The following is an 18753-nucleotide window of genomic DNA, read 5'->3' on the forward strand; positions in this document are numbered from 1 at the left end:
TGTATAGATAAATTTCTTAATAAAGATGGTAGACTTTTATCGCGTTTTCGAAAAAAAGTTTATCAGGATTTACTTCTTGATGCCTAGATAACCAGTTGTGCAAAATATTAACTACTTGTGAATATTTTGCAGCTGTTAAAGAAACAGGCCAATCGGAGCCAAACATGATTCTATTTTCACCAAAGAATTTATAAATAGTATCTATATATGGGTCAAAATCAGCTTGCTGCCAATTATGCCAGTCGGCTTCTGTGACCATACCGGATATTTTACAGTATATTTTGTCGGAAACAGCAGCTAATTTTTTTATGTTTTTCTGCCATAAAGAAATGTCATGTTTTTTAATAGCAGGTTTTGCGATATGTTCTAGTACGAATGTAACATCAGGGCATTTTTCAACTAAGCGGATAGCATAGGGAAGCTGATCAGTGGTTACAAGTAACTCATAAACAAGATTATTTCTACCGACCGTACGACACCCAGCTATAAAATTTGGTTCTAGTAAGTGATTGCCAGGTAATCCTTGTGACATAAAACGTATGCCCTTTAAAAATGTTCCTTTGCTTTTTAAATTATCTATAGACATCTGGACAATTTCAGGACCTTTGCTTATATCACACCAACCGATAACACCTTTTATTAATTCTTCTTTTTGCGCCAATGCCAATAATTTTTCCGATTCTTCTGTTACAGCGATAGCTTGCACTAATATAGAACCAGAAATATCATTAGCAGCTAATACTTTTTGTAAATCTTGAAAACCAAAATCTCTTCTTAGACAATCCATACCTTCTTTTATCCAGGAAAAATTATCATTATTCTCAAACTTCCATAGATGATTATGCGTGTCAATTATTTTTTGAACTACAGCCACCTTTTACACCTCGAATTATTTTTTTATTGCATGTGGTTTGTCGTGCCAATTGATGGTGATTTCAGAGTTAACTTGTAAAAATGGTACTAAGCTTGAGAAATGAGGATAATTGTATGCTAAATGCACCTAAATGATTTCACAAAATACTAATGGAATATTAAAAAAATTTTGGATTTTGCTCTCGATAGGTTTGTTTAGGCATAGAATACCCATCAAATGCCTCCCTTGCTTAATGGATTTTATAATTGGCTTGTTATAAACATATTGCTTAAAGTGAACAAATATTAATTATTGTTATCTGCAGATGGAATGTAATGTGTTCAAGCAGATGAAATCAATTGTTTGAATTCTTAGGAATTGTCATGAATTTGATGGATCACTATCAACTCGACACGCATGCACATACTCTTTTATTGCAATTCTTGTGCCAATAATTAATTACTTTCGTAAATGTGCTTAAATATCAACTTGCATTAGGGTTACATTGATTAATTATATAATTTTTTTTAAAATATTGTAGTCAATATTTTTTCAATATTGCATTTCATAAATTTCTATTATGAAACAATAAAAACACTACATAAAGTGAACTTTTTATTTACCGTTAGTTTTTTGCTAATAAGTATATTTTTAAGGTTACTTTTCCAGAAAGTAAATGTATAAATTTTAAATTTACTAATAAGCTTTTAAATTTATGGAGCGATTTAAATTTAAAAATGTCTTTTTTATTACGTATAATTTGCATATAGTTTAAAACTTAAGCGTTCTGCTGGTAGGTATTTCTTATTGTGTTATCTTGTAAATTTAAAAGTCTAAATAATATCTTTACACTATTTACAGTTTCTTGCCTATTTACAGTCATTGCATAAAAAGATTGCACTAAAGAAAAACAGAATTTATAATATAAGATAGTTTTTTTATGGGCATTAAACTAAATTATATGATTATTGGAGTATTCACTATGCATAAAAAGAAAAGAAAGTATTTACCAATAGTAATACTGTTGCTGGTCTTTCTGGTTGCAGCCGGGTGCGGCGCCATATTCGCCGGCTTTTTGGACGATGATAAAACAACTGAGGTCAATCAGGACAGCGGCATGCTGGATTCAGCAGATAAAGCCACTGTTATGATTATGGGTGTCGATGCCAGGCATGACGACGTAGGCAGAAGTGATACACTAATGATCGCAACAATTGATCCGAAGAAAAATCAGGCTGCACTTTTATCTGTACCGCGTGATACACGTGTAAAAATAAATGGCTATGGTTGGGATAAGATCAATGCAGCTTATGCTTATGGTGGCTATAATTTAACGCGGAAAACAGTAGAACAGCTCCTCGCGGTACCTATGGATCATTACATTATAGTAAATATGGAAGGCTTCCAAAAGATAATAGACGCAATCGGCGGCGTTGATATTGATGTGGAAAAACGTATGGTTTATGATGATCCATGGGATGATGAAGGCGGCCTTAGTATAAATCTTTATCCTGGAATGCAGCATATGGACGGCAAAACTGCTGTGACCTATGTCCGTTATCGTGATGAGGAAGGCGATATTGGGCGTATAAGCCGGCAGCAAAAGTTTATGAAGGCCGTAATGGATAGAATTCTTTCGCCATCAATAATACCCCGGATTCCTTCTATAATAGCGGAAGTATTTGACGCGGTGAAAACGGATATGTCCATCAGACAACTCCTAGCATTTTTCGGCTCATTAAAGGAAGCGCATGATAATGGCTTGAAAACTGATATGGTTCCTGGTACACCTATGTATATAGAAGGGATAAGCTATTGGATCCCCGATATTACCAAATTACGCCAAGCTATGTCCGATACGCTCGGCATTGAAATGACATCATCAATGCGTGCCGCGATGGAAAGAACTGCCGCTGAATATAAAGATGCTATTCCTTCCACTGCCGAAGAAGCACCTACTAGTGATTCTTCAGTTAGCCACATTCAGGTACCGCGGAAGACACCAGTAAAAACGGAAACTAATAAAGATAAAATAACTGATAAGAGTAAAAGCAGCACTACTACAGTGCCAAAAAGCGAATTGAGAGAACCGTCTGCCGGCCCGCAGGGACAGCCTGCACCAGCAAATGATGTTCCTTCGCGAGGAAATCAATCAATAGGGAAAAACTAGAGTTTATTGAAATCCCATTCAAGTGGTTATATGTTGCCGTTGGGATGGGATTTTCCCTTTTTGAAAAATTTACTTGCAATTAATTTTTAAATATGATAAAATATCTTTGCTCATGACTGATAGATAATTAGTCAAGCAAATGTGGCGCCTTCGTCAAGCGGTTAAGACACCGCCCTTTCACGGCGGGTTCATGGGTTCGAATCCCATAGGCGTCACCACAATATGGGCGATTAGCTCAGCTGGGAGAGCGCTTGCCTTACAAGCAAGATGTCAGCAGTTCGATCCTGTTATCGCCCACCAAAATCAATGGCCCGGTAGTTTAGTTGGTTAGAATGCCGCCCTGTCACGGCGGAGGTCAGGGGTTCAACTCCCCTTCGGGTCGCCATTTGCTTATAATAACATGGAATGCCATGTTATTTTTTTGTCTGTTGATGCCTCGGTAGCTCAGTCGGTAGAGCAGGGGACTGAAAATCCCCGTGTCAGTGGTTCGATTCCGCTCTGAGGCACCATCTTATTTTAGACATAATCCGGTTATCGGTTTAAATTGACATGACAGCTGGTCAATGCTATGATATACGGGGGTAGAAAGTACCCCCGTATATTTTTTTTGTCTAGGAGGACACCGCCAGATGATTGAACGTTATACAAATCCTGAAATGGGTAATATATGGACACTTCAGCACGAATTTGAAGTAATCCTCGAGGTAGAAATAACCGCATGTGAAGCTATGGCTGAGCTTGGCCAGATTCCTAAAGAAGCTGCCAAAAATATTCGTGCCAAAGCGAAATTTGATTTACCGCGTGTTAAAGAAATTGAAAAAGTCACCAATCATGACATTATTGCCTTCCTTACGAATGTTGCCGAATACGTTGGCGAAGATTCAAAATATATACATAAAGGTCTCACTTCAAGTGATGTAAAAGATACAGCACTTGGTATTATGATGAAAAAATCTGCGGATATAATTATTAAAGATATAAAAAAATTGCGTGAAGTCTTGTTACGCCGTGCTGACGAATTTCGTCATACACCGTGCATAGGCCGCACTCATGGAATACATGCTGAACCAATGACATTGGGATTGAAATTTGCCCTTTGGTATTCGGAATTAGGACGCGATTTAAAGCGTATTGAAAATGCACGTGAAAGTGTTGCTGTTGGCAAGCTGTCTGGTGCTGTCGGCACATATTCAAATATAGACCCACGTATTGAACAATTGGTTTGCAAAAAGCTTGGTTTGACACCTGTTCCGCTTGCTACACAGGTAGTACAGCGCGACCGTCATGCTGAGTATATGACTATGCTTGCTATTACGGCAAGTTCTCTCGAAAGATTTGCAACAGAAGTACGTAATTGGCAGCGTACTGATATTCGGGAAGCAGAAGAATATTTCAGCCCTGGCCAAAAAGGCTCTTCTGCTATGCCACATAAGAGAAATCCTATAACCTGTGAAAGAATTTCTGGGCTCGCACGTCTTGTCCGTGGTAATGCATTAGCTTCGCTTGAAGATATTACCTTGTGGCATGAACGTGATATTTCCCATTCCTCTGTAGAACGTGTAATTTTACCTGACAGTACGATAATTGTTGATTATTGTTTAGGTAAATTCACCAATATTGTGGATAAACTGCTGGTTTATCCTGATGCTATGATGGAAAATATGAATAAAACTGGCGGTTTGATTTATAGCCAGCGTATTATGCTTGCAATTGTAAGTAAGGGTGTTTTACGTGAAGATGCATATAAATGGGTACAAAGAAATGCAATGAAACGGTGGATGAAGGGTGAAGATTTCCGTAGTAATATAGAAAAAGATCCTGACATCATGAAATATCTTAGCAAAGAAGATGTTGACAATTGTTTTGACTATAAATGGTACCTGCGCAATGTCGACATGATACTGGCTCGTTTCGGTATTTGATTTGGCCAGTAGCGGACACCCGAAGCTCTAAATATATTTACCGTGGCGGTTTCCGTCACAGAAAGAAGGTTGCATATATATGTCAACAGTTGTTGTTACAGGTACACAGTGGGGCGATGAAGGAAAAGGGAAAATCGTTGATTATCTTGCTGAACAGGCCGACATTGTTGTCCGTTATCAGGGCGGTAGTAATGCCGGGCATACTGTGAGTGTTGACGGCAAGGAATTTAAATTGCGTCTCATGCCATCTGGTATTTTATATAAAGGGAAGAAATGTGTTATCGGCGACGGTGTTGTTTTCGATCCGGAAGTTCTTTTAGCTGAAATAGAAGGATTGAAAAAAGAAGGCATCGAAATGGCCGATTACCTGATTTCTAATCGGGCGCAGGTTGTAATGCCTTATCATCGCCTTATGGATGGACTGGAAGAAGATTCCCGTGGACAATCGAAAATTGGCACAACTAAAAGGGGAATCGGGCCTTGCTATATGGATCGTGACAGGCGTATAGGTATTCGCATGTGTGATCTTATCGATGATGAAGTATTTGCTAGTAAATTAAAAAATATATTAGAAATAAAGAATAGAGAACTTGAATTACTGTACAATCAACCACCGCTCAATTATGAAAAGATTCTTGCAGAATATCGTGAATATGCAAACAAACTTCGGCCTTTCGTTCTGGATACACCTTCTTATTTGAATAAAGCCGTAAAAAATAAGAAAAAGGTTCTTTTTGAAGGTGCACAGGCGACTATGCTGGATATTGACTATGGTACATATCCTTATGTAACCGCTTCTCATCCGATTGCCGGTGGTGTTTGCGTCGGAGCAGGTATCGGACCAAGAAGAATAGATGCTGCGGTCGGTGTCGTTAAGGCGTATTGTACACGTGTAGGAGAAGGACCTTTTCCTACTGAACAACTTAATGAGATCGGTAATAAAATCCGTAATGTTGGCCATGAATTTGGTACGGTTACTGGTAGACCCCGCCGTACAGGTTGGCTGGATGGCTGTGTGGTCAAATATGCCGGTTATCTTGGCAGTCTTGATTATCTTGCAGTCACCCGCCTTGATATTTTAGATCATTTCGATGAAATAAAAATGTGTGTCGCATATAAACACAAGGGAAAAATAATAGATGAAATGCCTGCTAATCTTCGTGTCTTTGGCGAAGTGGAACCCGTTTATGAAACTTTTAAGGGTTGGAATACAGATATTTCTTCTATTAGAAAATATGAGGATTTGCCTGAACAGGCTAAAACGTATTTAAAACGCCTTGCCGAAGTTGCTGATGTTAAGATTGGTTTTGTTTCCGTTGGTCCTAACCGTGATCAAACTATAGTCTGCACACAAAATATATTTTAAGGAAAAAACGGCAATGCATCTTATGCATGTGCCGTTTTTTTACAAGGTTTATATATGAAAACAAAAATTTCTGTTGAATCAGTTTTGACTAAACAGCTTTGTATAGATACTGCTAAATACATGATATGGCATAATGTTATTTTCATGTTCTTTTTATGTATCGGCATAGTGCTGACCTTGACCTTCCCTGTGTTTATTGCCATGGGGTATTCCGCTGGGGGGGCATTTGTTGCCAATGTAGGTTTTATACCGGGGCTTGCCCTGACCATTATTATTTTAGGGGCACCATGGTATATGGGTAAAAGTATGTATAAAAAAAATGGCAACCAGCTCATAAAAATGACTTTTGAAGATATGCAGATTACGGTCAATACAAAGGGGAAAGTAATTGAACTTGCCTATAATGAAATAAAAAAAATCAAATATACTGATAAATATTTATTTATATCCACTAAAGGACCTGATTCCGTTGTATATGTTTTGCCCAAAAAGAATTTCGCGAAGATGGATTTTGATTGCTTTCTAGCATTTTTAAACGAAAAGATTTCAAATTTATCAGACAGGATTTAATTATATGAATGAAAAATTTATTACAAGAACCAATTTCAATAAATCTCTTTGCCGGGATTTTGTCAGTTATATCAACCTGCATAGGCAAATTTGGTTGTATGTGGTAGTGCTTGTTGTCATTGGCATTTTAGAATATGTAAATAATCGTTCCGCTGAACGTGTAATGATGTTTGTCCTTGTCATGATAGGTATGTATTTTATATCCAGCTATATAAGTTCTCTTATTCTAACAAAACGAAATGGTAAATTTTTAAAGATTCGTTTTTATGAACATCATATGTTTGCGGAAACAGAGCACAAACGTGAAAAAATCACTTATGAATTATTGAACAGGATTGTGGAAAGGGATAAATGTTTTTATTTATTCTTTACCAAAAATAGAGGTGCTTTTATCATCGAGAAAGCAGGTTTTGAAAAGGGTTCCGTTGATAAATTTTATGATTTTATTAAATCTCATTTACCTGTTAAAAGGAAATAAGGAGGTTATCTGTTTATATTATGGATATAGTTGATAAAATACTTCAGGCTAATGATAAGTTTTTGGGCGATTTTTCTCCCACTGAATACAGTAAAATTCCTCGCTGGAAAACAGCTATCGTGACATGTATGGACACACGGCTGGTAAATCTTTTGGAAGCAGCTGCCGGCATAAAACGCGGCGATGTAAAAATGATTAAGACAGCTGGTAATATCGTAGACAAAAATTTCAATGATGTCATAAAATCTTTGATGGTGTGCGTTTACGAATTACAAGTAAAAAAAGTAGTAGTTATTGGCCACTATAAGTGTGGTATGGAAAAGACATCTTCGGAAAGTATGGAAAAACATATGCTTGAACGCGGTATTGAAGGTGATGTCATCGCTGAGATAGAACCACTGTTGAAAAAATGGGCAGATGCATTTTGCCAGCCAAAACAAAATGTGATTGATTCTGTAAATAATATCAAGGCTTGTAAATATTTGCCCGCAGACATAGCAGTATGCGGCTTTGTGATAGATCCTCTCACCGGTAAATTAACACTTGTTACTGATGGACGTGCATAAATAAAAGAAAGATACAGCTTTGCAGATTAAATGCAAGGCTGTATCTTTTTTTATGGCAAATTTTATTGACAGACTTTACAAGGATTTAAAATATTATGCGGATCAAATGCTTTTTTTATGCCTTGCATAATCTGTAATGCTTCTGCTGGCATGGATTGTTTCAAATATTCTTTTTTGGCATAGCCTATGCCGTGTTCACCAGAAACACTGCCTTTAAGGGTACGCGCTTTCTGGTACATTTTCCCCATTGTTACAGACAAGGCGTTTTTCCATTGTTCGTCTGTCATATTATCTTTGAGAATATAGGCATGTAAATTGCCGTCGCCTGCATGGCCGAAACATTTTATTCTTGTGCCTGTTTGTTTTTGCAGGTTATGGATATATTCAACAAGGTCATTGATGTTGCTGCGCGGCACTACTACGTCGACTTCATCCATGGCGGTAGTGGAGCTTTTTATTGCTTCGAGGAATGCCCCTCTTGCCTTCCAAATGGATTCGGCTCTTTCATCAGTGTCCGCGATAAGCAGGTCTATTGCCCCTTGTTTGAGACAAATTTGTGCTACTGAATCATAGTAGGAGGCTATTTCATCTGTTGTGCTGCCGTCAAATCTAAGCAGCAGGTACGCATCTGCCTGATTGTCCGGGAATTTTCTGCCGAGGTATTTTTCGGCGTCCATGATTACTTCTTTTTCCATGAATTCTATTGCCGTAGGGATTGCCTTTGATTTTATGATCGGCGGTACTGCCCTTATTGCTTGTTCCAGTGTCGGGAACGGTACGAGCAGGCTGACATTTTTCTTCGGCAGCGGTAAAAGCCGCAGGATTGCCTTAGTGATAATGGCAAGTGTTCCTTCTGAGCCCACGATAAGGTCTTTTAAGGCATAGCCAGAGCTGTTTTTTACTGTTTTACCGCCGAGTGTCATTATGGTCCCATCGGCAAGAACGACTTCAAGGCCACGGATGTAGTCACGGGTAACACCAAATTTTACGGCTCTCATGCCGCCTGCATTGGTACTGATGTTGCCACCGATTGTTGCGGATTTTTCACCAGGATCAGGCGGATAGAAGTAACCTCTTTTTTCTACGTATTCGGCAAGTTCCATGAGCAGTACGCCCGGTTCTACGGTCAAGGTGAGGTTTTGTTCATCAAGTTCCAGAAAATGGTTCATCAAGGTCGTGTCTATCATGATGCCTTGTTCAACAGCAACTGCTGCACCGACAAGTCCGGTGCCTGCTCCTCTTGGGGTAACAGGGATATTGTTCTTATTTGCGTAGGCGAGAATTTTCGAAACTTCTTCTGCACTGGTGACTCTCACTACGATGTCCGGATAATGCTGTCCGGCACTCAGTTCATCGTGGCTGTATTCTTCGTTTATTTCTTTTTTCCAGAGAATTCTTTCCCTGTCTATTATTTTAGCGAGGTTTTTAAGGTCTTCTTCAGTTATTTGCTTATAGGGTTTCATAGTACTTTTCCCCCTGTTTTTATTTTTTCGATCAGTTTGGGAATGACGTCATAGAGGTCTGCCTTTACAGCATAGTTGGCTGTCTTGAAGATAGATGCCTTCGGGTCGCTGTTTATGGCAAAGATCGTGTCGGCATGGTTCATGCCTGCCACGAATTGGACTGATCCCGATACGCCGCAGGTGATTATTAATTTTGGTCTTACTGTACGTCCGCTCAACCCTATCTGTTTTTTCGGGTCCATCCAGCCCGCTTCTACGAGAGGTCTCGTTGCTGCTGTTTGGCCACCGAGAAGGTCTGCCAGTTCTTCAAGCATTTTAAGATCTGTTCTTTTTTTGACGCCTCTGCCAGCAACGACAATGACATCAGCCCCGTCTATTGTTTGTTCTTTTTTCTTTTTAGTTACGCCTAAGACTTCAATATGGCTCTTGAGCTTATCATCGCTGATGGGCAGTGCTTCTATTGTACCCGTCACTGTGTCATTCCATTTAGGCGCATCCATTATCTTATAACGGACGGTAGCCATCTGTGGTCTGGTGTTCGGTGTGAGAATTTCGGCCATGATGTTGCCGCCGAAGGCCGGACGGATCTGGACGAGATCGGTGTTTTCTTTTATATCAAGGATAGTACAGTCGGCAGTGAGCCCTGTACCAAATCGCGCAGCTACTCTCGGTGCCAGCTGTCTGCCTACTGGCGTAGCGCCAACAAGGATAGCCGCCGGTTTTATCTTCTTGATGAATTCTGCAAAAACACTGGTATAAGCTTCTATTTTGAAGTATTCCAACTGCGGTTTATCACAGGTGTATACTTTATCTGCTCCATAATGTAATAATTCTTCGGCTTTGTGTGTGATACCGCTGCCGATGAAGAGTGCATATACCGGCTGCTTTATCTTGGCTGCCAGTTCTTTTGCTTTTCCCAGAAGTTCGTATGTTACGGGATGGATTACACCATCTACATGATCTACATAAACTGTTATGCCGCGCCATTTTGTCTTGTCAATCTGTGCTTTTTTCTGTCCTTCTACATATTCTATTGCCCCTTTAGGGCCTTTTCTTACACACATCCGGCACATCCGGCAGGCTGCGCTTATTGATATCTTTCCATCTTTTTCCTGTATGGCGCCAAACGGACAAATCGCTGCCAATGCTTTAGCGTCTGTTATCTTTTCTTGATGGATTACTAGTTTTGCCATGTTTCTCCCTCTATCCTGCTATGAATTTTTTCTGCTTCAGGGTACCATAAATCTTTGCCGCCAGTTCGTCGCTCGTTCCTTCCAGGTATTCCTGTACTTTATCGCTTACCGGTGGAAAGATTCTCTGTACGTTTGTCGGTGAACCATTCAGTCCGTATTTCATTTCATCCTGGTCCTGCATATCGCTGAAGGTATATATATCAATATCTTTTTTCATAGTTTCCTTTTTTCTCAGATATGAGGGAAGCCTCGGCTGATAGATGTCTTTTTGCACTGTCAGCAGGCAGGGAAAGGATGCTTTTACTGTTTCTATGTCATGCGGCATATCCATATCTACGACAATACCGTCTTTTTCTACTCTTTCTATTTTCTGCACGTTGCAGACATTCGGGACATCCAGCATTTCAGCCACTTCCGGGCCTACCTGCGCTGTATCTCCATCTGTCGTCTGTAAACCGCATAAGATAATGTCGAATTTGCCAAACTTCTTTATGCCCTGTGACAGGGTTCTGCTTGTCGCCAGCACGTCAGCGCCGCCAAATTTCCTGTCTGTTATGAGCGCACCGTCATCCGCACCCATAGAGAATGCTTCATACAAAACAGTTTTTGCCTGTGGCGGTCCCATTGTGATAACGCTTACTGTTCCGCCATATTTTTCTTTCAGTCTCAGTCCTGTTTCCAGCGCATAAAGGTCGTACGGATTCATTTTGCTGTCTGCGCCATTTCTTTTTAATACCCCGGTTTTCTCGTCTACTTCTACCTTATTTGTTCCGGGGACTTGTTTTATGCATACCAGTATTTTCATTTTTCTTCTCTCCATAAATGAATTTTACTTTACAACACTGTAATGTTATGCCTTATCTATGGCAATTGTAACAAGTTAGTAAAAAATTGTAAATATAGTGAAAAACATAACTAGTTAAGCTTTTATTATGGAAAGAAAGTAGGTAAATTTTCCTTTTAAAATGATGAAAAATATATTATTTTGCATAAGTTTTAAAAGTATATTATAATAGATATTTGAATATGTCTTCTTAACTTTATTTTTAATTTAGTGACTAAAGATTCCTATTAGAAATTTTGTACTTTCAGGCATTTTTGTCTTGTCAATAAAAAAATTGCTTTATATTCGAAATTCTTATCCGAAAGGTTTAATTAATGACAAATTATACAACCCGTCCCCTTATTGAAGGTGCGATGCTGACTGCTGTCACGGTCATTATGGCAATAATGGGAACAGCGTTGCCAATGTTCTTTTTTCTGGTATATATTCTTCCCGTTCCTATAGCGATAAATATTTTTCGGCATGGTCTGCGTTGGGGACTTATTTCAATCGTTGCCTCCAGCCTGATAGCTGGTACTGTGTTTGGCGTTTATTCCGCTTTGTCAATAGTGACTGTTACACTATTTGTCAGTCCTGCACTTGGTATCGGGTTCAAACGTTTTTCACCTACTAAGAATCTTATTGTGGCAATGGCTGCTTCCGTCGTTTCGGTAGTTCTTGCACTTTGCGTAGCATTTTTCTTAATGCAGATAGATTTTCTAAAAGATATGCAGGATATACTTAATTCTGCTACGGAATCATCAATTGAGATGTATAAGGTAATGGGACTTGCCGACACTGACATCCAGACAAATGCAGAGCAATTGAGAAATATCATGAAGCTAATTATTTTGTCATTGCCTGCCGGGATAGCTCTCTCTGCCGTTGGCAGTGCCCTTATCAATTTCCTTTTAACCCTTCGTCTTTTAAAAAGGCTGGGGGCAAAAGATCTTACAGGACTTCCTCCTTTTGAGTGTTGGCGGATGCCAATAATTTTCCTGTTTTTGTATGGATTTTCGTTAATTGGCATGTATTGGGGGAATACCCGGAGTATTGAATTGTTATACAATATTTCGTTTAATATAAATTATTTTGCTTCTATGTTCTGCCGTTTGCAGGGTTTATCACTTTTATATTGTGCCTTGCAGCATTTTAAGCTACCCGTTCTTCCTAAAATCTTAATAATGTTTTTCGTTATCTTTACTCCCTTTATGGAAATTCTTATGTACGCCGGGTTGTTCGACATGATTTTCGATTACAGGGCCCGTCTTTCTAAAAGGGGCAGTAATTAGTTAAGGAGTGTAAATATGCCGCGCAGGTTATCTTCATGGATAGACATTTGCATAACACTTGTTATTATCGCTGGACTTCTTTTAACTCTTTTATGCTATAATATCTATCTGGCAGCAGCAGGGCTTTTATTGCTGATATGCCTTTTATTTTTTCTGAGGGAACGCAATCATGACCGGCAGGAAGCCTTGGCTGATTATTATCAAAACGTAGTAAAAAATATAAATGAATTATCTAATTTGGCGCTTGATAAACTTCCCCAGGTTATTCTTATTGTCGATCATGACAGCCGTTTGGAATGGCATAATAATGAACTTGTAAGATGGCTTGGCAAGAAACCTGAATTGGGAACCGTTATCCACGAGTTTTGGCCCAGCCTTAATCTCGATCCGGTTTGGGGCCAAATCGGTGAAACCATTTTCAGCAACAATAATAAGTTTTATCTTCTCAAATACCGTCCGGTTTCCACTAATACAGATCTAAACGGTCTTATGGCACTTTATGTTACCGATGTGACAAAATCAGAAGAATTCAAGCGCAATGCTGCTTCCCATGCTATTTTATTCGGTTATATCCAGATTGATAATTATGATGATGCGTTGCAAGGCCTCAGTGAGGCACAGCGTACTTCTATTCTCTTTGAAACAAACAGCATTCTTGATAAATGGGCACATTCGTTGAAAGCCTTTTTACGCCGGCTTGATGATGACCTTTATATAATAGTGTTTGAACAACAGGCACTTGATTTGGCGATTGCCGATAAATTTGATGTGTTGGATCGTGTCCGCAGTATGCGCGGCCCCAACAAATTCCCGATTACTTTAAGTATCAGTATTGTCAAAAATCGTGAGAATATTCCCATCGAAGATCTTGGCGCCCTTGTCCAATCAAATCTTGATTTGGTGCTTGGCCGTGGTGGTGATCAGGTTGCTATAAACATCGACGGTAAAATCAAGTTTTTCGGCGGAAAAACAAAGGCTGTAGAAAAGCATACACGGGTGAAATCACGTGTTGTTGCCCATGCTGTAAGTGATATAATTGAAAAAACGGATATGGTCTTTATTATGGGTCACCATAACGAAGATTTTGACAGTCTTGGTGCGTCTATTGGCGTTGCTGCTATGGCGAAATTCCGGGAAAAAGAAGTACATATCATTCTTAGTGATATGAACGAAGGTATCGATAAATTCGCTGAACTTGTCAAGGATAGTCCTGATTATGCGGGCATGTTTATCACCGAGGCAGAAGCCTTGAACCTGCCTGCCGTGAATCCGGTGCTCTTTGTTGTGGATACGCATATTCCACATCTTGTTGCCGGACCAAAGCTGCTGGAAAATGTTAAAAACGTCGTGGTTATTGACCACCATCGCCGTTCGGAAAGTGTTATCCAGAATCCTCTTTTAATCTATATAGAGCCATCGTCGTCTTCTACTAGTGAGCTTGTGACAGAACTGCTCATGTACTTTAGTGAAGATCCGTTGATTTCCCGTATTGATGCTACTGCGCTATATGCAGGTATTCTCGTAGATACGAAGAACTTTCAGATACAGACAGGAGTACGTACTTTTGATGCTGTCGCGTATCTGCGCCGCAATGGTGCTGACCCGCAGCTTGTCAGCCAGTTATTCCGTACCGATTACACGACAAATCTCGTCAAGGCCAAGGCTGTGTCCAATTCTAAGTTCTTTGAAGGTGGATTGGTCACTTCGGTTTGCCCTGATGATGCACCTAATATCCAAATAATTTCTGCACAGGTAGCTGATTTCCTACTCAGTATTGACCAAGCACGTATGAGTTTGGTATTCTTTAAACTGGCACCAGATTCTATAGGCATTTGTGCCCGTTCATTTGGTGAGCTAAATGTCCAAGTCCTCATGGAAGCTTTTGGCGGCGGTGGACACATTAACGTGGCCGGAGCACAGGTGAAGCATGGTAATCTCCAGGAAATAGAAGAAAAAGCTATTGAATTAGCAAAAAAAATAATAAAAGAGGTTGATAACAATGAAAGTAATCCTCGAACAGGATCTGAAAAAAGTAGGGAAGAAGGGTGATATTGTCGAAGTATCAGAAGGATACGCGAAAAATTTCCTCTTCCCCAAAAATATTGCTATTGAAGCTACCGTTAATAATATAAATGTCGCCAAGGCCAAGAAGGGTTCTGCTGAAAGAAAACAGCAGCAGGCCCTTGATGAAGCACGGCTTATGGCTGCCCAACTGGCAAAAGTGGAAGTCAGTATTCCCGTACGCACAGGAGATGGCGGCAAACTGTTTGGCTCGGTGACGGGCAAGGATATTGCTGATGTATTGAAGAAGGACTTCAATATTGATGTCGATAAAAGAAAAATCTATGTAAAGAATGAAATAAAAAGTATCGGTGATTATGATGCTGTGATCAAGGTGCATCCGACAATAACTGCAACTATAAAAGTCCACATCATTAACGAATAGGCAGCTTCTTGTTGTGCATCAATTATGTACTACACGACCCGCTCTGAAAAGCCTTGCGCTTACGAAAGCGTCACGCTCAGAGCGGGTTAGTCATCATGCTGGAAGAATGAACTTCTGCAGCTAGAAATCATACTCTTAATAAAGGAATTATTATGTCACTCAAAAAATTTCTGCAAAAATATTTGCAAAAAAAAGGTAATGCGCCGGCTGCCCATGAAGTTGAGGCTCCATTGCCGCCAACCAGCACATATTCTTTAAATCCCATTGCCAAGGATGTAGATGCTGTCTACAATATTCTGGTCGATATAATCGGCTCAGAAAAATTAGTTTTAAAGGCGGGTAAACTTGACGCAATTAATCTGCTTCGCTCGGCAAAATATCCCGAAAGAGTGCTTGCTCTCCAGAAAATTATTTATGAAGACCCAACACTTGAAACGCTTCCCACTGATAAAGAAATTCCAGACATTTTAACGGCAATGACTGAAAAAATTGCCGATATAGTTGCCCGCCGCAATATGGAAGAAAAAATTGAAAAACGTATAGCCGAAAAAATGGAAGAAAACCATCAGGATTATCTTGAAGATATACGTATGCAGGTGTTAAAGGACGAACAACCGGAAGAAGATTCTCCACAGGCGAAATCGAAACTACAGAAACTGGAAGAATTAGAAAAGATAAATCTGACACAATCTGTTATGGAGCTTCTACGCCCGCAAACACTTGAGGAAATAGTGGGGCAGGAACGGGCTGTTTATGCTTTGAAAGCAAAACTGACCTCACCGTATCCACAACATCTTATTCTCTACGGGCCGCCTGGGGTAGGGAAGACAACAGCGGCGAGGCTTGTCCTTGCTGCTGCCTGCAAAGAAAAATACACTCCTTTTGGGGAAAATGCGCCTTTTATTGAAACAGATGGGACAACGCTTCGCTGGGACCCGCGTGATATGACTAATCCACTCTTGGGCTCAGTGCATGACCCTATTTATCAGGGAGCCCGTAAAGATCTCGCTGATGGTGGTATTCCTGAACCAAAACCGGGACTTGTTACAGATGCGCATGGTGGTATTTTATTCATAGATGAAATCGGTGAAATGGACGAAATGCTGCAAAATAAACTTTTAAAGGTTTTGGAAGATAAAAGGGCTTATTTTGAATCAGCTTACTATGATCCCAGCGACCCTGCCATCCCACAATATATACGCAGACTTTTTGAAAAAGGGGCACCTGCTGATTTTGTTTTGATTGGCGCTACTACACGTGACGCTGCATATATAAATCCGGCACTGCGTTCACGCTGTGCTGAAATATATTTTGAACCGCTGACACCTAAACATATAGAGAAAATAGTATACAATGCGGCTGAAAAACTCAAAGTAAATCTTGCCGACGGTGTAGCGGAAACTATTAGTGAATATACCATTGAAGGGCGCAAGGCCATTAATATACTTGCAGATGCCTATAGCCTTTCTTTGCAAAATAAAAAAGATGCTGCCAGAGATACGATTATTACCTTGCAGGATATTTATCAGGTAGCCCAGGTTAGCCGGCTGTCCCCCTTTGTTACTAAAAAGGCTTCGGATGTACCACAAGCGGGCAAAATCTTCGGCCTTGGCGTAGCAGGCTTTATTGGTTCGGTTATTGAAATTGAAGCAGTCGCTTTTGAGACACTTCGAAAAGGACGCGGTACTGTACGCTTTAATGATACCGCGGGCAGCATGGCTAAGGATTCAGTTTTTAATGCCGCTGCTGTTGTCCGTAAACTTACAGGAAAAGATATCCATGATTATGATATTCATATAAATGTTATTGGCGGTGGTAATATTGACGGCCCTTCAGCAGGAACAGCTATTCTTACAGTGCTGGTTTCCGCATTAACGGGTAAAAAAATTCGTCAAGATACGGCTGTTACCGGCGAAATATCTATACAGGGAAAAGTGATGCCTGTCGGTGGTGTTTTTGAAAAAGCTTATGGTGCGCGTCAAGCAGGCATGAGCCGACTCATTATTCCAAAGGAAAACGAGAAGGATATTCCTGATGATCTGCTTGGATTGAAAATTTTTACAGTAGAAACTGCGCAAGAAGCTTTAGATCTTCTTTTAACCGAGTAGTGCAAAATAGATGCACGAGCTTTCTATAAAGGGCAGCATTTACAATACCTTTTATATTCCTGTTGAAGCAGTAGTTTCATAGAGAGGAGCCATGAATTTTGATTGACAGAGTCCCCCCGCAAAATATTGAAGCTGAGCAGTCAGTACTTGGCGCTATGATCATATCCCGTGATGCGATCACAGAAGCCGCACAGCTTCTTGTTGATACGGATTTCTATCGGGAGGCGCACCGCATCACCTTCTCAGTGATGATAGATATTTTTAACCGCAACGACCCAGTTGACTTGATAACTGTAACGGAACAACTGCGGAAAACAAATCAATTGGAAAAAGTGGGCGGTATAACGTTCTTGACTGCTTTGGCCAATAGCGTCCCTACCGCGGCCAATATAGCCTATCATGCCAAAATTGTAAAAGAAAAAGCCCAATTGCGTGCACTTATCAATACGGCTACAACGATAGCAGCTATGGGCTATGAAGATGATGAAAATGTAGATACCATTCTCGATAAATCAGAAAAAATGGTTTTGGAAGTTGCTGCTAATCGTACTGTTGGCGACTTTATGCCAATAAAAACGATCCTTCTTGATACGTTTAGTAAAATTGAACAAATGCATGAAGCAAAAGGTGGCATAACGGGTTTGTCCACAGGTTTTAAGGATCTGGACAAGTTAACGTCAGGATTCCAGCCATCTGACCTGATCCTTGTGGCAGCTAGACCGAGTATGGGCAAGACGGCATTTACGTTGAATATTGCTACCCATGCAGCTGTCCGCAAAAAAGAACCTGTTGCTTTTTTCTCTCTGGAAATGTCGAAGGAACAACTTGTCCAGCGTATGCTTTGTTCTGAAGGAACCATTGATTCACAGCGTATGCGTACTGGCGGGCTGGTTGATGATGATTGGCAGCGCCTTATCAGCGCGGCAGACAGACTTTCATCTGCGCCTATTTTTATTGATGATACGCCAGGTATAACGATAATGGAACTTCGCTCGAAAGCACGTCGCTTGAAAATTGAAAAGGGACTGTCGCTGGTAATAATCGATTATCTGCAATTGATGCAGGGAAGAGGCGGCAGCAGAGGAGATAACAGGCAACAGGAAATTTCTGAAATTTCCCGTTCACTCAAAGCTTTGGCGCGTGAACTCAATGTTCCGGTTGTGGCATTGTCACAGCTGAGCCGCAGCGTGGAATCCCGTCAAATAAAAAAACCTATGCTCAGCGATTTGCGGGAATCCGGTTCTTTGGAACAAGATGCTGATATTGTTATGTTTTTATATAGGGAAGATTATTATGATCCGGATACTGAAAATAAAAATATAACTGATGTCATTATTGCTAAACACCGCAACGGTCCTGTCGATACCATCCAGCTTTACTTTCAAAAGGAATTTACCAGGTTTGGCAATTTGGCGCGTGAGCAAATGCCACCTGCTCCATAATAGAAAAGTAATTAAAAAAGGCGAACCTGTTCAAAAGGTTCGCCTTAGCAATTGCCATAAT

Annotated in this window: 15 protein-coding genes and 4 tRNA genes; 15 read left to right on the forward strand and 4 right to left on the reverse strand. The window is 40.1% G+C overall.

What is annotated here, in order from left to right; translation table 11 throughout:
• Nucleotides 1-16: 16 nt before the first annotated feature.
• Nucleotides 17-874, reverse strand: a complete 858-nt coding sequence (locus EDC37_RS07815; RefSeq protein WP_132549985.1) for an amidohydrolase family protein — start codon at nucleotides 872-874, stop codon at nucleotides 17-19.
• Between the two features lie 961 nt (nucleotides 875-1835).
• Here EDC37_RS07815 and EDC37_RS07820 point away from each other — a divergent pair.
• The 10 genes from EDC37_RS07820 (at nucleotide 1836) to EDC37_RS07865 (ending at nucleotide 7925) form a co-directional block, all read left to right on the forward strand.
• Nucleotides 1836-3023 (forward strand): LCP family protein, encoded by a 1188-nt coding sequence (locus EDC37_RS07820; protein ID WP_231040003.1) that lies wholly within the window; start codon nucleotides 1836-1838, stop codon nucleotides 3021-3023.
• A gap of 143 nt (nucleotides 3024-3166) precedes the next feature.
• Nucleotides 3167-3241: transfer RNA gene (locus tag EDC37_RS07825), tRNA-Glu, on the forward strand.
• Nucleotides 3242-3247: 6 nt separating this feature from the next.
• A tRNA-Val gene (locus EDC37_RS07830) sits at nucleotides 3248-3323 on the forward strand.
• 8 nt (nucleotides 3324-3331) lie between these two features.
• A tRNA-Asp gene (locus EDC37_RS07835) sits at nucleotides 3332-3408 on the forward strand.
• Between the two features lie 48 nt (nucleotides 3409-3456).
• A tRNA-Phe gene (locus EDC37_RS07840) sits at nucleotides 3457-3532 on the forward strand.
• 120 nt (nucleotides 3533-3652) lie between these two features.
• Nucleotides 3653-4945 (forward strand): adenylosuccinate lyase, encoded by a 1293-nt coding sequence (gene purB / locus EDC37_RS07845; RefSeq protein ID WP_132549988.1) that lies wholly within the window; start codon nucleotides 3653-3655, stop codon nucleotides 4943-4945.
• A 79-nt stretch (nucleotides 4946-5024) separates the two neighbouring features.
• On the forward strand, nucleotides 5025-6311 hold the full coding sequence (locus EDC37_RS07850; RefSeq protein WP_132549991.1) for an adenylosuccinate synthase: 1287 nt from the start codon (nucleotides 5025-5027) through the stop codon (nucleotides 6309-6311).
• Between the two features lie 54 nt (nucleotides 6312-6365).
• Nucleotides 6366-6881, forward strand: coding sequence for a YcxB family protein (locus tag EDC37_RS07855; RefSeq protein WP_132549994.1), 516 nt, complete (start codon nucleotides 6366-6368; stop codon nucleotides 6879-6881).
• Nucleotides 6882-6885: 4 nt separating this feature from the next.
• Nucleotides 6886-7359, forward strand: coding sequence for a YcxB family protein (locus tag EDC37_RS07860; RefSeq protein WP_132549997.1), 474 nt, complete (start codon nucleotides 6886-6888; stop codon nucleotides 7357-7359).
• Nucleotides 7360-7379: 20 nt separating this feature from the next.
• The gene (locus EDC37_RS07865; RefSeq protein WP_132550000.1) at nucleotides 7380-7925 is read left to right on the forward strand and encodes a beta-class carbonic anhydrase; all 546 of its coding nucleotides are present in this window, start codon (nucleotides 7380-7382) and stop codon (nucleotides 7923-7925) included.
• Nucleotides 7926-7987: 62 nt separating this feature from the next.
• On the opposite strand, the gene EDC37_RS07870 is transcribed toward EDC37_RS07865, so the two are convergent.
• The 3 genes from EDC37_RS07870 to EDC37_RS07880 are packed head-to-tail and all read right to left on the reverse strand — an operon-like array spanning nucleotide 7988 to nucleotide 11386.
• Nucleotides 7988-9388: an FAD-binding oxidoreductase gene (locus tag EDC37_RS07870; RefSeq protein ID WP_132550003.1), complete on the reverse strand. Its 1401-nt coding sequence runs from the start codon at nucleotides 9386-9388 to the stop codon at nucleotides 7988-7990.
• Entirely contained in the window at nucleotides 9385-10581 is a 1197-nt protein-coding gene (locus EDC37_RS07875; RefSeq protein ID WP_132550006.1) for an electron transfer flavoprotein subunit alpha, read from the reverse strand. The genes EDC37_RS07870 and EDC37_RS07875 overlap by 4 nt, the downstream gene beginning before the upstream one ends.
• A 10-nt stretch (nucleotides 10582-10591) precedes the next feature.
• On the reverse strand, nucleotides 10592-11386 hold the full coding sequence (locus EDC37_RS07880; RefSeq protein WP_132550009.1) for an electron transfer flavoprotein subunit beta/FixA family protein: 795 nt from the start codon (nucleotides 11384-11386) through the stop codon (nucleotides 10592-10594).
• A gap of 353 nt (nucleotides 11387-11739) precedes the next feature.
• Between EDC37_RS07880 and EDC37_RS07885 the strand changes: the two genes are divergently transcribed.
• The 5 genes from EDC37_RS07885 to dnaB all read left to right on the forward strand — a co-directional run bounded on the left by EDC37_RS07885 (nucleotide 11740) and on the right by dnaB (nucleotide 18692).
• Nucleotides 11740-12696 carry a YybS family protein gene (locus EDC37_RS07885; protein ID WP_132550012.1) on the forward strand — a complete coding sequence of 319 codons (957 nt, stop codon included), beginning with the start codon at nucleotides 11740-11742 and terminating at the stop codon, nucleotides 12694-12696.
• Between the two features lie 15 nt (nucleotides 12697-12711).
• Entirely contained in the window at nucleotides 12712-14745 is a 2034-nt protein-coding gene (locus tag EDC37_RS07890; protein WP_132550015.1) for a DHH family phosphoesterase, read from the forward strand.
• Complete coding sequence (rplI, locus tag EDC37_RS07895; protein ID WP_132550018.1) at nucleotides 14696-15142, forward strand: 50S ribosomal protein L9; 447 nt, start codon at nucleotides 14696-14698, stop codon at nucleotides 15140-15142. The genes EDC37_RS07890 and rplI overlap by 50 nt, the downstream gene beginning before the upstream one ends.
• Before the next feature lie 152 nt (nucleotides 15143-15294).
• Complete coding sequence (gene lonC / locus EDC37_RS07900) at nucleotides 15295-17250, forward strand: Lon family ATP-dependent protease (RefSeq protein WP_132550021.1); 1956 nt, start codon at nucleotides 15295-15297, stop codon at nucleotides 17248-17250.
• Between the two features lie 98 nt (nucleotides 17251-17348).
• Nucleotides 17349-18692 carry a replicative DNA helicase gene (gene dnaB / locus EDC37_RS07905; protein WP_132550024.1) on the forward strand — a complete coding sequence of 448 codons (1344 nt, stop codon included), beginning with the start codon at nucleotides 17349-17351 and terminating at the stop codon, nucleotides 18690-18692.
• Nucleotides 18693-18753: the final 61 nt, after the last annotated feature.

It is taken from the genome of Pectinatus cerevisiiphilus (assembly GCF_004341685.1).
GTDB classification, from domain to species: Bacteria; Bacillota; Negativicutes; order Selenomonadales; family Selenomonadaceae; genus Pectinatus; species Pectinatus cerevisiiphilus.